Origin of the sequence: Pseudomonas sp. 9Ag, from assembly GCF_902506445.1 — a bacterium.
Classification (GTDB): Bacteria; Pseudomonadota; Gammaproteobacteria; order Pseudomonadales; family Pseudomonadaceae; genus Stutzerimonas; species Stutzerimonas stutzeri_AB.
Genome location: NZ_LR733836.1, coordinates 584,984 through 598,313, shown reverse-complemented (window position 1 = coordinate 598,313; position 13,330 = coordinate 584,984). Strand labels below are relative to the sequence as shown.

The window sequence follows — 13,330 nt, the reverse complement described above, 5'->3', positions numbered from 1 at the left end:
AAAGCCTCTGTGACCCTGCCCGCCACGTTCGGGCAGCGCTTTCTAGCCATTGCGTACAGAGGTGCTTCCCATGGATGTTGGTGTTTTCATTCCGATCGGCAACAACGGCTGGCTCATTTCCGAAAACGCGCCGCAGTACATGCCGACCTTCGAACTCAACAAGGCCATCGTGCAGAAGGCCGAGGGCTACGGTTTCGATTTCGCGCTGTCGATGATCAAGCTGCGCGGCTTTGGCGGTAAGACCGAATTCTGGGAGCACAACCTGGAGTCCTTCACGCTGATGGCGGGGCTGGCGGCTGTCACCAGCAAGATCCAGCTGTTCGCCACCGCCGCTACCCTCACCCTGCCGCCGGCCATCGTGGCGCGCATGGCTTCGACCATCGACTCGATTTCCAATGGCCGCTTCGGGGTGAATCTGGTGACCGGCTGGCAGAAGCCCGAGTACAGCCAGATGGGCATGTGGCCGGGCGACGAATTCTTCGGTAACCGTTACCAGTACCTCGGCGAGTACGCCCAGGTGTTGCGCGATCTGTGGGCTACCGGTCATAGCGACTTCAAGGGCGAGCACTTCCAGATGGAAGATTGCCGAGTCAGCCCGGTACCGCAGGCGGACATGAAGATCATCTGCGCGGGCTCTTCGGATGCCGGAATGGCCTTCTCCGCACAGTACGCCGATTACAACTTTTGCTTCGGCAAGGGCGTGAATACGCCGACCGCCTTCGCGCCGGCCACGGAGCGGTTGCTCAAGGCCACCGAGAAGACGGGCCGCAACGTGACTTCCTGTGTGCTGTTCATGGTTATCGCCGACGAGACCGACGAAGCCGCCCGCGCCAAGTGGGAGCACTACAAGGCTGGCGTCGATCAGGAAGCCATCGCCTGGCTGGGCGAACAGGGCGCGGCGGACAAGACCTCCGGCAGCGACACCAACATCAGGCAGATGGCGGACCCCACCTCAGCGGTGAACATCAACATGGGCACACTCGTCGGCTCCTACGCCAACGTCGCCAGGATGCTCGACGAGATCGCCACGGTGCCCGGCATGCAGGGCGTGATGCTGACATTCGATGACTTCTTAGAGGGCATCGAGGCGTTCGGCCAGAAGATCCAACCGCTGATGCAGAGCCGTCGTCACATCGAGCCGCTGAAGGAGTCCGCCTGATGAACGCCGCGGAGCATTTTTCAGGCTACGGACTGAAGCCCGCCGGCGACATCATGAAAATGCCGGCACGTCCGGAACCACTGGCAATGAGCGCCAGCGAGACGGCACTGATTGTCGTGGATATGCAGAACGCTTACTCCACAAAGGGCGGGTATCTGGATCTGGCCGGCTTCGATGTGTCGAGTACCGGGCCGGTAATCGACAAGATTCTTCAGGCCCTGGCCGCTGCGCGAGCGGCGGGCATCCAGGTGATTTTCCTGCAGAACGGCTGGGACGCTCAGTATGTTGAGGCCGGCGGTCCGGGTTCGCCCAATTGGCACAAATCCAACGCCCTGAAAACCATGCGAAAGCGCCCCGAGCTGGGCGGCACACTGCTGGCCAAAGGCGGCTGGGATTATCAGTTGGTGGATGAGCTCACGCCGCAGCCCGGCGACATCGTGGTGCCCAAGCCGCGCTACAGCGGGTTCTTCAACTCGCACTTGGACAGCACGCTGCGCGCCCGTGGCATCCGCAATCTGGTGTTCACCGGCATTGCCACCAATGTGTGCGTGGAGTCGACGCTGCGCGATGGCTTCCATCTCGAATATTTCGGCGTGGTGCTGGCCGATGCAACCCATCAGGCCGGGCCGGAGTTCGCCCAGCAGGCAGCGCTGTACAACATCGAGACGTTCTTTGGCTGGGTCTCCAGCGTGGACGATTTCTGCAACACCTTCGCCCAGGTCGAAGCCACAGCCACTGTTTCCTGATTCATAACGACAGAGCCGCCTCGCAGCGGCCCCAAATATCGCCTTGCAAGGAATCACCGTCATGCCCAAGCAATCCATCATCCCCGCCGGCTCCGGCAAACCGCTCGCGCCCTACGTCCCCGGCTCCATGGCCGATGGCGTGGTCTACGTCTCCGGCACCCTGCCCTTCGACAAGGACAACAACGTCGTTCACGTCGGCGACGCCGCCGCCCAGACCCGACACGTCCTGGAAACCATCAAGGGCGTCGTCGAGGCCGCCGGCGGCAGCATGGACGACGTCACCTTCAACATGATCATGCTTACCGACTGGGCCAATTACGCGAAGGTCAACGAGGTGTATGCCGAGTACTTCCCCGGCGAGAAACCCGCGCGCTATTGCATCCAGTGCGGGCTGGTGAAACCCGATGCGCTGATCGAGATCGCCAGCATCGCGCACGTCGGCCAATAGCAACGTGCGAGGCGCCACGCTGAAGCGCAGGGCGGCTGGGTCGGCCATCAGTTAAATCGGCTCGGCCAGCAGCCTCGTGCTTCCTCTGCCAGACATCCATAGGTGCTGTTGGCGAGCATCCGGCGTGGCCTCTCGCGGCAGATGCGCCCCCCAGGCGTGCTCTGATCTGTAAGGAGGTTCGTTATGCATTATGAAATCTACGGCCGCCAGGAGGCGGACGCCCCGACGCTGGTCTGCAGCTCAGGCCTTGGCGGCGCGGGCGCGTTCTGGACGCCGCAATTGCCGGTGCTGAGCCAAGACTACCGCGTAGTCGTCTATGACCAGCTCGGCACTAACAAGAGCCAGGCCTCGTTACCCGAGGGCTACTCGATCAACACCATGGCGCTCGAACTGCTGGACCTGCTCGACAGCCTGAATATTCACCAGTGTCATTTCATCGGTCACGCGCTGGGCGGGCTTGTTGGTCTGCAAATGGCCCTGCTGAGCCCGCAACGGTTACAGAGCCAGGTGCTGGTCAATGCCTGGAGCAGCCCCAACCCTCACAGCGCACGGTGCTTTGCCGTACGCCAGAACCTTTTGCGCGACAGCGGTCCGGCCGCGTACGTGCAGGCGCAATCGCTGTTTCTCTACCCGGCGGACTGGATCGTCGCCAACAGCGAGAAACTGGCGAAGGACGATGAACACGCACTGGCAAACTTCCCGACCACGGCCAGTCTGCTGCGGCGGATCGGCGCGTTGCTGAGCTTCGATATCGAGGCCGAGCTGCCAACGATCCAGACGCCCACGCTGCTGGTCGCCAACCGCGACGACATGTTGGTGCCCTGGAATCGCTCGCAGCACATGGCAGAGGTCCTGCCCAACGCGCGACTGGCATTGCTGGAATACGGCGGACATGCCTCCAGCGTCAGCGACAGCGAACCCTTCAACCGAGTCCTGCTGGACTTCCTGGCCGAGCAATGCGGCCAGGCCGCGGCAGCCTGAGGACACTGAACATGCACACCCCATTTGATTCACAAGCCCTTGCGACCCTGTTCAGCGAAGGCCGCACACACAGCGCCTGGCTGGACAAACCGGTGCCGGACGCGCTGCTCGAACAGCTCTATGACCAGGTTCGCCTGGGCCCGACCGCCGTCAACAGCTGCCCCGGGCGCTTCGTTTTCGTGCGCACAGCCGAGGCCAAGGAAAAGCTCGCGCCGTGCCTGTCCAAGGGCAATCTGGACAAAACCATGAGTGCTCCGGTGACGGTGATCGTCGCCTATGACGAGGATTTTCCCGAGACGCTGCCCGAGTTGTTTCCCTTCGCCGACGCCCGTAGCTGGTATGCCGGCCAGCCGGCACTGATCGCTGAAAATGCCCTGCGCAACAGCTCCATGCAGGCTGGCTACCTGATCCTCGCCGCGCGTGCTCTGGGCCTCGATTGCGGCCCGATGTCCGGCTTTGACGCCAAGGCTCTGGACGAAGCCTTCTTCCACGACACGACCTGGAAATCCAACCTGCTGATCAACCTTGGCTATGGCGATACCAGCAAGCTGCGCGACCGGCTACCGCGCCTGCCTTTCGACCGCGCCTGCGCGTTCGCCTGATGGAGCCCCGATATGAACCTGGCTGAACTCGACCCCACCAACGTCACCACCCCGCCTGTGATCAAGCAGGACTACCGCGACGCCATGGCGCGCCTCGCCGCTGCGGTCAACGTGATCACTACCGATGGCCCCGCTGGGCGCGCCGGCTTTACCGCGACAGCCGTGTGTAGCGTGACAGATGATCCGCCAACTTTGCTGGTCTGCCTGAACCGAGCGGCATCAGCGCACGCGGCTGTAACGGCCAACGCGCAGCTCTGCGTCAATACACTGGCCAGCGGTCAGCGCAACCTGTCCAACCAGTTTGGCGGCAAAACGCCGATGGCCGAACGTTTCGCTGCCGCGAGCTGGACCACCTGGCTGACGGGCTCGCCCGTACTGGAAGGTGCCGCTGTCTCCTTCGATTGCCGCGTCAGCCACAGCATCACTGTCGGCACTCACGACATCCTTTTTTGCGAAGTACTTGCACTCAAGCACCAGAACGACGCGGACGGCCTGGTGTATTTCGACCGCGCCTATCACGGCCTGCAAGGCAGTCACTAACCCGCAAACCTGACCTGCGCCTGACCAAGCGCAGGTTGTCTTTCCGATACCCGCCACGGCTGGCCGTCCGGCCAACGTTCCCGTTTGCGCAGCGTGCCTTATGTTATGTTATAACTATTGCATCCAACTGGCTGTGCATACCTCCATGACCGAAACCGAACTCCTCGCGCTACCCGCCGACGCCTACATGAATGAAGCCCAACAAGGGTTCTTCCGAGACTTGCTATTGCACCAGCGCGCCGATTTGCAGGCTCGCATTGAGGACGAATTTCAGCAGTTGCGCGAACAAGAGCCCAGCAGCGATCCATCCGATATCGGCACAGCTGAAGAGCAACGTCAGTGGCAGCTCCGGCTGCTGGAGCGGGAAAAGAAGCTGCTCGACAAGATTGACGACTCGCTGGACGCCCTCGCCCGCGGCGAATACGGCTGGTGCGCCGAAACCGGCGAGCCCATCGGGCTGAAGCGCCTGTTGCTGCGGCCCACCACGACGCTCTGCATTGAAGCCAAAGAGCGCCAGGAACTGCGCGAAAAACACCAACGAACCGCCTGAGAGACCGCCATGAATCGCCTTCCCGTCACCGTGCTGTCCGGCTTTCTGGGCGCCGGCAAAAGCACGCTGCTGAACCACATCCTGAAGAATCGCGAGGGTCGCCGCGTCGCGGTGATCGTCAACGACATGAGCGAAATCAACATCGACGGTGGCGAGGTCCAGCGCGACGTCAGTCTCAACCGTGCCGAAGAGAAACTGGTCGAGATGAGTAATGGCTGCATCTGCTGCACGCTGCGCGAGGACCTGCTCGAGGAAGTGGCCAAGCTGGCGCGTGAAGGCCGCTTCGATTACCTGCTGATCGAGTCAACCGGCATTTCCGAGCCCTTGCCGGTGGCCGAGACCTTCACCTTTCGCGACGAACAGGGCCAGAGCCTCGCCGACCTGGCACGGCTGGACACCATGGTCACGGTAGTCGACGGGGTCAACTTCCTGCGCGACTTCCACGAGGCCGAGAGTCTGGCCAGTCGTGGCGAAACCCTGGGCGAAGAGGATGAGCGCTCGATCACCGACCTGCTGATTGAGCAAGTGGAATTCGCTGACGTGATCCTCATCAGCAAGATCGATCTCATCTCCAGTGCCGAACGTGAAGAGCTGGGCGCCATCCTGGCCCGTTTGAACTCCCACGCCGAAATCCTGCCCATCAGCATGGGCAACGTGGCGCTGTCGAAAATACTCGACACCGGACGCTTCGATTTCGAGCGCGCAGCTCAGGCGCCGGGCTGGCTCAAGGAACTGCGCGGCGAGCACATTCCTGAGAGCGAAGCCTACGGTATCGCGTCAACCGCTTACCTGGCGCGTCGCCCATTCCATCCAGAACGCTTCCATGCCTTCCTCAACCGGGAGTGGAGCAACGGCCGGCTGCTTCGCTCGAAGGGCTATTTCTGGCTGGCCAGCCGCCCGCAGGAAGCCGGTAGCTGGTCCCAAGCCGGCGGGCTGATGCGCTACGAATATGCCGGCCGCTGGTGGCGTTTCACTCCGGACGCCCAGTGGCCCGTAGACGAGGAATCGCGTGCGGCAATCCGCTCGAAATGGCGCGATGACAGCGGGGATTGCCGTCAGGAACTGGTCTTTATCGGCCAGCACATCGACTTCCATCGCCTGCGCGCCGAACTCGACGCCTGCCTGCTCAGCGACTACGAGTGGAACCTAGGTCCTGAGCAATGGCTGCGCCTACCGGACCCGTTCGTGCCCTGGCATCAGGAGGTTGCGTGATGCTTGCGCGGCAGCCGGTCAGCGCAATCCCTCAGCAAGTATTCGGACACGCCCCGGCAGTCCTGGGCGATGCGCTGCTTGAGAACGTCAACCTCTCTGTGTGGCAGCGCCAGCTGCCGCCTCATATCGCCGGCTTCGCACAGACCTTGATGGCGTTGGGCGAGCCCTTGGCCGAATCGCTGACCATCGAGCCTGATGCAAACGGCGAGGTCGATACGTTTGCTCTGGCGACGGCCTACCGCGATATTGCCGGGCACGCTGGTTTCGTGGCTGACGTCGCCTGGTTGGTCCGTGCGTTTAGCTCTCTTGTCGAAGCACGCCGGATCGGGCTGCGACTGAGGATTCTGGACAAGGCAATGTGCCCACGCTTCCACGTCGACCATGTGCCCTTGCGCCTGCTTACCACCTATGCCGGCGCGGGCAGCGAATGGCTGCCTGAACACGCCATACCGCGCCATCGCCTTGGCGATCCCACGGTCGCACCGCAGGGCATCGAGCGACTGTTGGCGGGTGAAGTCGCGCTGTTCAAGGGAGAGAGATGGGAGGGTAACGAAGGCGCCGGCATCATCCACCGCTCACCGCAGGCGGCGCCCGGCGAGCGCAGGCTGATCCTGACCTTGGACTGGCTGGCCTGAAAAAGGGCCGGCAACTGTGGCTGCTCGACCCTCGAAACCAACGGCATATCGATTACGCCGCCATCTTTTCGCACTCTTCAGCGCATTGGCGACAGGCTTCGGCGCAGGCCTCGCAGTGGTCCATCTGGTGCTTGCCACATTCTTCAGCACAGTCGCGGCAGGCTTGCGCACAGATGCGGCAAATCTCTTGGGCGAGCTTGCTGTCACGGGCCATCAGCGTGGCGGCAAGTGCACACAGGTCGGCGCAGTCTCGGTCAAGCTCGATGCAGCGGGCCATCATTTTCACGTCGTCTTCGCGCAGACAGGATGCAGCGCAGGTTTCACAAGCGATGGCGCAGTTGGAACAAGCCTGGATGCATGCGTCGAATTTGGCATTGAGCATTGGATACCTCCATGGTCGATGTTGAGGGGAGCGATGGTTCGCCCTTTCAGATATTTCGTGCCGATCGCGCCGTTCTAAGTTCAGTCTGATCGACCCAGTGGTCCTTCCATCCCCCTGCGGCCGGAGCATCGGGTCCCCGCTCGGCTACGGTCGCCGCTACAATCCTCGATCCCTTTTCACAGCCCGCGATGCACATGACCTCCACCCTTGCCTCGCCTTGCGAATATCAGGAAACCATCCGCAAGAGCCGCTTCCTCGCTAAGGCTGCGCCGGTGTCCAGCCCCGAAGACGCCCACGCGTTCATCCAAGCAGTCAGCGATGCCAGCGCCACGCATAACTGTTGGGCGTGGAGGGTCGGCAATCAGTACCGATTCAGTGATGACGGCGAGCCCGGCGGAACTGCAGGCCGACCCATGCTGACCGCCATCGAGGGGCAGGACTGCGACCAGGTGGTCGTGGTGGTGATTCGCTGGTTCGGCGGTATCCAGCTAGGGACTGGCGGCCTGGCCCGAGCCTATGGCGGCGCTGCGGCGAAATGTCTGCAGGCTGGCGAGCGCGTCGAGCTGGTTGCCAGGGTTCGCTGCAGCTGTCACTGCCGCTTCGCCGAGTTGGCGCTGCTCAAGTCGCGCCTGAGTGACTATGACGCACTGATTGACAGCGAAACCTTCGACGCAGAAGGCGCCGAATTGCAACTGGCCTTCCCAGCGGCGCTGCAGCCGCAGGTGCAGAAACTACTGTCCGACATCAGCCGTGGCCGCTCCGAACTGCACTTGTTGGAGCCTTGAGCATCGCGTCTCGTTGAACTGCTCGATATCAGAGAAGTCCCTATAACAGCGGCACTTGCCGTTGGGTCGGCGCAGTCATGCGCATGTCCCCCAACATAAACGAGTGGAAGTGCCGAGACACGCATTCCGCTGCGAAACAGGAGTCTGACGAATGAAAAGCAAATATAAGTGGCTGATCCCCGGCGCCGTGCTGCTGACCACCTTGGGCATGGCCGGTTGCGATGTCGAGAAAACCGAAGAAGGCTCGCTGCCAGACGTAGAAGTCGAAGGCGGCAACATGCCTGAGTACGACGTCGATGCGCCAGAAGTGGATGTTGGCACCAAGGAAAAGGTCATCACTGTTCCTGATGTCGATGTGACCATGCCTGACGATGATGAGCCTGACGTTGTGCGTGAACCTGTCGAGCCCATCAAGCAAAACTGACAAGTAGCGACGCGTGTCATAACGGCGCGCCAGGCTCGAAAGCCGTGCTTGCACCAGCAAGTGCGGCTTTTTTATGTCGTCAGGTTTTCCACCATTTATGTGCATCAAGTTGTGGATAACAATGTGAGCAACCCTGCAACCCCAGTCTTAATGCGGCCCCGGCAATATCGATCATTTTTTGATCTGCGCCACCGGAAGCCTGCAAATATCACCAAAACGCATTGATTTTCATCGTTTTTTATTGTCTAAAACATGCCCAGCGTGCGATTGCAGATCGCTATCATCGTTTCGTCTGGTTATTCGCAATTGCAGTGGACAAGCTTGTGGATAAGCTTTGGGCTGTCAGCGGCCGGCCCCGTCCGGCCTCGCTTGGAACAACTTGCTCGTTTTTTGCACAGGCCAAATAGCTGACTGGCAAACAATTTCGGGCAATGCTCGGCAACGTGCAGTCGGATCGTTAGTTGACCTTTGGGTCAACTCCTCCAACATGCTTAAATGCAATTTTTCAGGACGGGGGTTTCTCATGTACGACTGGCTCAACGCCTTGCCCAAAGCCGAGCTTCATCTACACCTCGAGGGCTCGCTCGAACCCGAGCTGCTGTTTCGCCTGGCCGAACGCAACAAGATTGCCCTGCCCTGGGACAATGTCGACGCGCTGCGCAGCGCCTACAACTTCGGCAATTTGCAGGAGTTTCTTGATCTGTACTACGCCGGGGCCGACGTACTTCGCACCGAGCAGGATTTCTACGACCTGACCTGGGCCTACCTGCAGAAGTGCGAAGAGCAGAACGTCGTCCACACTGAGCCTTTCTACGATCCGCAGACCCACACGGATCGCGGCATCCCGTTCGAAGTTGCCATGCGCGGCATCAGCGGCGCCCTGGCTGACGGCCGCGAGCTGCTCGGCATCAGCAGCGGCCTGATCCTGAGCTTTCTGCGTCACCTGCCCGAAGAGGCCGCGTTCAAGACGCTGGAACAGGCGATGCCGTTCCGCGACGCTTTCTTCGCGGTCGGTCTGGACAGTTCAGAAATGGGCCATCCGCCGAGCAAGTTCGAGCGCGTCTTTGCCAAGGCCCGTGCCGAAGGCTTCCTCGCCGTGGCACATGCCGGTGAAGAAGGCCCACCCGAATACATCTGGGAAGCGCTGGACCTGCTCAAGGTCAGCCGCATCGACCACGGCGTGCGCGCCTCCGAAGATCCGAAGTTGATCCAGCGCCTGATCGACGAGCAGATTCCGCTCACGGTCTGCCCGTTGTCCAATACCAAACTTTGCGTGTTCGACGACATGAGTCAGCACAACATCCTGCAGATGCTTGAACAGGGCGTGAAGGTGACGGTGAACTCCGACGACCCGGCCTACTTCGGCGGTTACGTCACCGAGAATTTCATGGCGCTGCATGAAAGCCTGGGGATGACCGAAGATCAGGCGCGCCGCCTGGCTCAGAACAGCCTCGACGCCCGCTTGGCGAAGTGATCGGCAAGGGCCGCCGCAGCGCGGCCCGTCAGCTCGAGAACGGAGCCAGCTGCATCAGCACCTGGCATCGTTCGACCAGATGTTCGCGCAACAGCCGCACCCGTTCGCCCAGATGCGCACGGTGGGCGCAGATCAGGTTCAGCGGCGTCGGCTCGCCCAGCAGCTCCGGCATCAGCACGACCAGTCGCCCCGCCTGCACATCCTGAGCGATGTCCAGCCAGGATTTATACACAACGCCCCGCCCGGCCAGCGCCCAGCGCCGCACCACATCGGCATCATCGCTGATGCGATCTCCGCTGACTGCCTGTTCCAGCGGACGGCGACCGTCGCTGAAGCACCAGCGTTCGTGCACCCGTCCCGCCAGCATGAAGCGCAGGCAGTTATGGTCGGCAAGCTCGGCAAGGGAGCGCGGCGCTCCGTGTATGCCAAGGTAGCCCGGCGAGGCGCAAAGCACTCGCCTGTTTGCTGAAGCTACCGGTAGCGCCACCAGACTGGAGTCTTCCGGCAGACCGTAGCGCAGCGCGACGTCGACCTGCTGTCGAAATAGATCAGCGTTGCGATCGGCCAACAACAGCCGAAGGCTCAATCGCGGGTGCTGCAGCTGAAACTCGTCCAGCCATGGCAAGAGCACATTGCGGCCGAAGTCCGACGGCGCCGACAGCTGCAGCGTGCCGCTGATACTCGCTTTCCCACCGGCCAGCAGTTGCCGACCCTCGAGCAGGCTCTGCAGCGCTGAACGCGCATGGGGCAGATAAGCCTCGCCGTCATCGGTCAGCCTCAGGCTCCGGGTCGAACGCACCAGCAAACGACAGCCCAACTGCGTCTCCAGTCGCTTGAGGGCCGCGCTGGCAACGGCTGGCGACAATTCCAGCTGCCGAGCAGCGGCCGACAGGCTCCCCAGTTCAGCGGTCAGCACAAATACCTGTAGGTCATCGCTGCGCAGCATTTTCAATATTCCATTGAAAGAGTCTCTGCGAAATATGCTGTTTTTCATCGCAGCGCGAAAGCCGAACATGGCGGCATTCAACGCCCATTTCTAAAGGAGACCCACGATGAAAGCCATCGGCTACCAACAGTCCCTGTCCATCGACGATCCGCATTCACTGCTGGATATCGAACTGCCCGAGCCCACACCCGGCCCGCGCGACCTGCTGGTTGAAGTGCGCGCCATCTCGGTGAACCCAGTCGACACCAAGATCCGCATGCGCGTACAGCCCGAAGCGGGCCAGCATCAGGTGCTGGGTTGGGACGTAGCCGGTGTGGTGCGCTCGGTAGGCAGCGAGGTCACCCTGTTTGCCCCGGGCGACGAGGTGTTCTACGCCGGCGCGCTGGATCGGCCGGGGGCCAACAGCGAACTGCACCTGGTCGATGAGCGCATCGTTGGACGCAAGCCCGCCACACTTGGCTTTGCCGACGCCGCGGCCTTGCCGTTGACCTCGATCACCGCCTGGGAGCTGCTGTTTGAGCGCTTGCAGATCAGCGAAGGCAAGGAAGATCGCGATCAGCGTCTGCTTATCGTCGGTGCAGCGGGAGGTGTGGGCTCAATCCTCACACAGCTGGCGCGCCAGTTGACCGGGCTGAAAGTGATCGGCACCGCCTCGCGCAGCGATACCCAAACCTGGGTGCGCGAGCTGGGCGCTCATGAGGTGATCGATCACAGCCAGCCGTTGGCCGCCGAGCTGCAACGTCTGGGCATCAATGACGTAACCCACGTCGCGAGCCTGACCCACACCGATACGCATCTGCCGCAGATTGTCGAAGCGCTGCAGCCACAGGGTCGCCTGGCGCTGATCGACGACCCGGCGAGCCTCGACATCAGCCTGCTCAAGCGCAAGAGCCTGTCGCTGCACTGGGAGTTCATGTACACCCGTTCGCTGTTCCAGACGCCAGACATGATTGCGCAGCACCAACTGCTCAACCGGGTCGCGGAACTGATCGACACCGGCGTGCTGAAGACCACCCTGGGTGAGCACTACGGCACCATCAACGCTGAAAATCTGCGCCGCGCCCATGCCTTCATCGAGAGCGGCAAGGCCAAAGGCAAGATCGTCCTTGAAGGGTTCTGACGGATGCGGGACCGCCTCAGGACGAGGCGGTCTCGCTGCGTTGGGATAGGCTGCTCTGGCCGGTATACCAAGCCAGGCACGCCGCCAGGCCCGCACACACCGTGATAGCCAAGGCCATCGGCACGGCTGTGCCGTTGTGCATCCAACCCACGGCCGCCGAGGCGAAGGCGGCAACACAGAACTGCATGCTGCCCATCAACGCCGACGCCAAGCCCGCCTGCTTGCCCTGCTTAGCCATGGCGCAGGCGGTTGCATTGGGCAGAATGCTGCCAAGGCTCGCCAGGCCGGCGAATAACGGAATAAGCAACGGCCAGAGCGCCTCCGGCTTGCTCAGCGCAATCATCAGTAACGCCGCGCCGCAGGCAAAGTAGAGCCAGACCAGGCGCCGCAGCCAGAAACCAGGGCCGCGCAGACGCAACAGCCGTGCATTGATCTGTGAGACGAGGATGAACCCCGCCGCATTGCTGCCGAACAGCCACCCGTAGTGCTCGGCCGGAACGCCATACAATTCGATGAAGACGAAGGGCGAGCCGGCGATATAAGCAAACATGCCGGCCATCGCCACGCCGCCCGAGAGCGCAAAGGCGATGAATTCGCGGTCACGAAACAGCGCGACGTAGCGCCCAAGGGTTCCGCGCAAGGCGTGTTTGGGTGCATCGGCCGGCAAGGTCTCCGGCAGCCGTAGCGCGACCGCAACGCCACACAGCGCGCTGAATATCATCAGCGAGACGAAGATCGCCTGCCAGCCGAAGGCGTTCATCAGCAGCCCGCCGGCCAGCGGCGCGAGGATCGGCGCCAGCCCCATCACCAGCATCAGCTGCGAAAAGACTTTGGCGCCCTGCACCGGATCGCACCAGTCGCGGACCACCGCGCGAGTCACCACGATGCCAGCGCAGCCACCCAGCGCCTGGACGAAACGCGCAGCGATCAGCCAGTCCAGTGACGGCGCAAAGGCACACGCCAGCGACGCCAGGGTAAACAGCGTCACGCCCACCAGCAGCGGCCAGCGGCGTCCATACCGATCCGCCAGCGGCCCATAGATCAGCTGCCCAAGGGCCAGGCCGATGAAGTAAGCCGCCAGTGACAGCTGCACGTGTTCCACATCCGTGGCAAAAGCGCGCGCCATCGAGGGAAACGCCGGCAGGTAGAAATCGATAGCCAACGGACCAAAGGCGCTGAGCGCGCCCAGAATGAGCAGAATCTGAAGGGGCATGGAGAAACTCGCGGGGCGGAAAAAGCCGAAGCATCGACACGCAGCGAAGCCGCGACCGAGATCGAACGTTTACAGAGAAGCTGAGATGCTGTTACATACACAGACGATTGTAA

At 61.9% G+C, this 13,330-nt stretch carries 16 protein-coding genes; 13 read left to right on the top strand and 3 right to left on the bottom strand.

Features of this window, described 5'->3' with window-relative positions; genetic code table 11:
• Positions 1–70: 70 nt before the first annotated feature.
• The 9 genes from rutA (at position 71) to ALTERO38_RS02635 (ending at position 6,873) form a co-directional block, all read left to right on the top strand.
• Positions 71–1,159 (top strand): pyrimidine utilization protein A, encoded by a 1,089-nt coding sequence (gene rutA / locus ALTERO38_RS02675; protein WP_159967175.1) that lies wholly within the window; start codon positions 71–73, stop codon positions 1,157–1,159.
• A complete protein-coding gene (gene rutB / locus ALTERO38_RS02670; protein WP_159967174.1) occupies positions 1,159–1,905 on the top strand; it encodes a pyrimidine utilization protein B in 747 nt (248 codons plus the stop codon). Before rutA ends, rutB begins: the two co-directional genes overlap by 1 nt.
• Positions 1,906–1,966: 61 nt before the next feature.
• On the top strand, positions 1,967–2,353 hold the full coding sequence (gene rutC / locus ALTERO38_RS02665) for a pyrimidine utilization protein C (protein WP_014819103.1): 387 nt from the start codon (positions 1,967–1,969) through the stop codon (positions 2,351–2,353).
• A 183-nt stretch (positions 2,354–2,536) separates the two neighbouring features.
• Positions 2,537–3,334, top strand: coding sequence for a pyrimidine utilization protein D (gene rutD / locus ALTERO38_RS02660; RefSeq protein WP_159967173.1), 798 nt, complete (start codon positions 2,537–2,539; stop codon positions 3,332–3,334).
• An 11-nt stretch (positions 3,335–3,345) separates the two neighbouring features.
• A complete protein-coding gene (locus ALTERO38_RS02655) occupies positions 3,346–3,936 on the top strand; it encodes a malonic semialdehyde reductase (protein ID WP_159967172.1) in 591 nt (196 codons plus the stop codon).
• Positions 3,937–3,948: 12 nt separating this feature from the next.
• A complete protein-coding gene (rutF, locus tag ALTERO38_RS02650) occupies positions 3,949–4,476 on the top strand; it encodes an NADH-dependent FMN reductase RutF (RefSeq protein WP_159967171.1) in 528 nt (175 codons plus the stop codon).
• 145 nt (positions 4,477–4,621) lie between these two features.
• On the top strand, positions 4,622–5,026 hold the full coding sequence (gene dksA / locus ALTERO38_RS02645; protein ID WP_159967170.1) for an RNA polymerase-binding protein DksA: 405 nt from the start codon (positions 4,622–4,624) through the stop codon (positions 5,024–5,026).
• A 9-nt stretch (positions 5,027–5,035) separates the two neighbouring features.
• Positions 5,036–6,238 carry a zinc metallochaperone GTPase ZigA gene (gene zigA, locus ALTERO38_RS02640; protein ID WP_159967169.1) on the top strand — a complete coding sequence of 401 codons (1,203 nt, stop codon included), beginning with the start codon at positions 5,036–5,038 and terminating at the stop codon, positions 6,236–6,238.
• Positions 6,238–6,873 carry a DUF1826 domain-containing protein gene (locus tag ALTERO38_RS02635; protein ID WP_159967168.1) on the top strand — a complete coding sequence of 212 codons (636 nt, stop codon included), beginning with the start codon at positions 6,238–6,240 and terminating at the stop codon, positions 6,871–6,873. The genes zigA and ALTERO38_RS02635 overlap by 1 nt, the downstream gene beginning before the upstream one ends.
• Before the next feature lie 52 nt (positions 6,874–6,925).
• Here the strand turns inward: ALTERO38_RS02635 and ALTERO38_RS02630 are convergent, their stop codons facing one another.
• Positions 6,926–7,255: a four-helix bundle copper-binding protein gene (locus tag ALTERO38_RS02630; RefSeq protein WP_159967167.1), complete on the bottom strand. Its 330-nt coding sequence runs from the start codon at positions 7,253–7,255 to the stop codon at positions 6,926–6,928.
• Between the two features lie 194 nt (positions 7,256–7,449).
• Between ALTERO38_RS02630 and ALTERO38_RS02625 the strand changes: the two genes are divergently transcribed.
• The 3 genes from ALTERO38_RS02625 to ALTERO38_RS02615 all read left to right on the top strand — a co-directional run bounded on the left by ALTERO38_RS02625 (position 7,450) and on the right by ALTERO38_RS02615 (position 9,938).
• On the top strand, positions 7,450–8,040 hold the full coding sequence (locus ALTERO38_RS02625; protein WP_159967166.1) for a YigZ family protein: 591 nt from the start codon (positions 7,450–7,452) through the stop codon (positions 8,038–8,040).
• Between the two features lie 151 nt (positions 8,041–8,191).
• A complete protein-coding gene (locus ALTERO38_RS02620; RefSeq protein WP_200636635.1) occupies positions 8,192–8,464 on the top strand; it encodes a hypothetical protein in 273 nt (90 codons plus the stop codon).
• Between the two features lie 523 nt (positions 8,465–8,987).
• Positions 8,988–9,938, top strand: coding sequence for an adenosine deaminase (locus tag ALTERO38_RS02615; RefSeq protein ID WP_159967165.1), 951 nt, complete (start codon positions 8,988–8,990; stop codon positions 9,936–9,938).
• Positions 9,939–9,966: 28 nt separating this feature from the next.
• Here ALTERO38_RS02615 and ALTERO38_RS02610 read toward each other — a convergent pair whose 3' ends face one another.
• Positions 9,967–10,884 carry a LysR family transcriptional regulator gene (locus tag ALTERO38_RS02610; RefSeq protein ID WP_159967164.1) on the bottom strand — a complete coding sequence of 306 codons (918 nt, stop codon included), beginning with the start codon at positions 10,882–10,884 and terminating at the stop codon, positions 9,967–9,969.
• A 106-nt stretch (positions 10,885–10,990) separates the two neighbouring features.
• Between ALTERO38_RS02610 and ALTERO38_RS02605 the strand changes: the two genes are divergently transcribed.
• Complete coding sequence (locus ALTERO38_RS02605) at positions 10,991–12,004, top strand: zinc-binding alcohol dehydrogenase family protein (RefSeq protein ID WP_159967163.1); 1,014 nt, start codon at positions 10,991–10,993, stop codon at positions 12,002–12,004.
• 16 nt (positions 12,005–12,020) lie between these two features.
• Here the strand turns inward: ALTERO38_RS02605 and ALTERO38_RS02600 are convergent, their stop codons facing one another.
• On the bottom strand, positions 12,021–13,217 hold the full coding sequence (locus ALTERO38_RS02600; protein WP_159967162.1) for a Bcr/CflA family multidrug efflux MFS transporter: 1,197 nt from the start codon (positions 13,215–13,217) through the stop codon (positions 12,021–12,023).
• Positions 13,218–13,330 lie beyond the last annotated feature (113 nt).

Coding starts and splice junctions, on each gene's coding strand:
- rutA (WP_159967175.1), top strand. CDS start 71: ATGGATGTTGGTGTTTTCATTCCGATCGGCAACAACGGCTGGCTCATT.
- rutB (WP_159967174.1), top strand. CDS start 1,159: ATGAACGCCGCGGAGCATTTTTCAGGCTACGGACTGAAGCCCGCCGGC.
- rutC (WP_014819103.1), top strand. CDS start 1,967: ATGCCCAAGCAATCCATCATCCCCGCCGGCTCCGGCAAACCGCTCGCG.
- rutD (WP_159967173.1), top strand. CDS start 2,537: ATGCATTATGAAATCTACGGCCGCCAGGAGGCGGACGCCCCGACGCTG.
- ALTERO38_RS02655 (WP_159967172.1), top strand. CDS start 3,346: ATGCACACCCCATTTGATTCACAAGCCCTTGCGACCCTGTTCAGCGAA.
- rutF (WP_159967171.1), top strand. CDS start 3,949: ATGAACCTGGCTGAACTCGACCCCACCAACGTCACCACCCCGCCTGTG.
- dksA (WP_159967170.1), top strand. CDS start 4,622: ATGACCGAAACCGAACTCCTCGCGCTACCCGCCGACGCCTACATGAAT.
- zigA (WP_159967169.1), top strand. CDS start 5,036: ATGAATCGCCTTCCCGTCACCGTGCTGTCCGGCTTTCTGGGCGCCGGC.
- ALTERO38_RS02635 (WP_159967168.1), top strand. CDS start 6,238: ATGCTTGCGCGGCAGCCGGTCAGCGCAATCCCTCAGCAAGTATTCGGA.
- ALTERO38_RS02630 (WP_159967167.1), bottom strand. CDS start 7,255: ATGCTCAATGCCAAATTCGACGCATGCATCCAGGCTTGTTCCAACTGC.
- ALTERO38_RS02625 (WP_159967166.1), top strand. CDS start 7,450: ATGACCTCCACCCTTGCCTCGCCTTGCGAATATCAGGAAACCATCCGC.
- ALTERO38_RS02620 (WP_200636635.1), top strand. CDS start 8,192: ATGAAAAGCAAATATAAGTGGCTGATCCCCGGCGCCGTGCTGCTGACC.
- ALTERO38_RS02615 (WP_159967165.1), top strand. CDS start 8,988: ATGTACGACTGGCTCAACGCCTTGCCCAAAGCCGAGCTTCATCTACAC.
- ALTERO38_RS02610 (WP_159967164.1), bottom strand. CDS start 10,884: ATGCTGCGCAGCGATGACCTACAGGTATTTGTGCTGACCGCTGAACTG.
- ALTERO38_RS02605 (WP_159967163.1), top strand. CDS start 10,991: ATGAAAGCCATCGGCTACCAACAGTCCCTGTCCATCGACGATCCGCAT.
- ALTERO38_RS02600 (WP_159967162.1), bottom strand. CDS start 13,217: ATGCCCCTTCAGATTCTGCTCATTCTGGGCGCGCTCAGCGCCTTTGGT.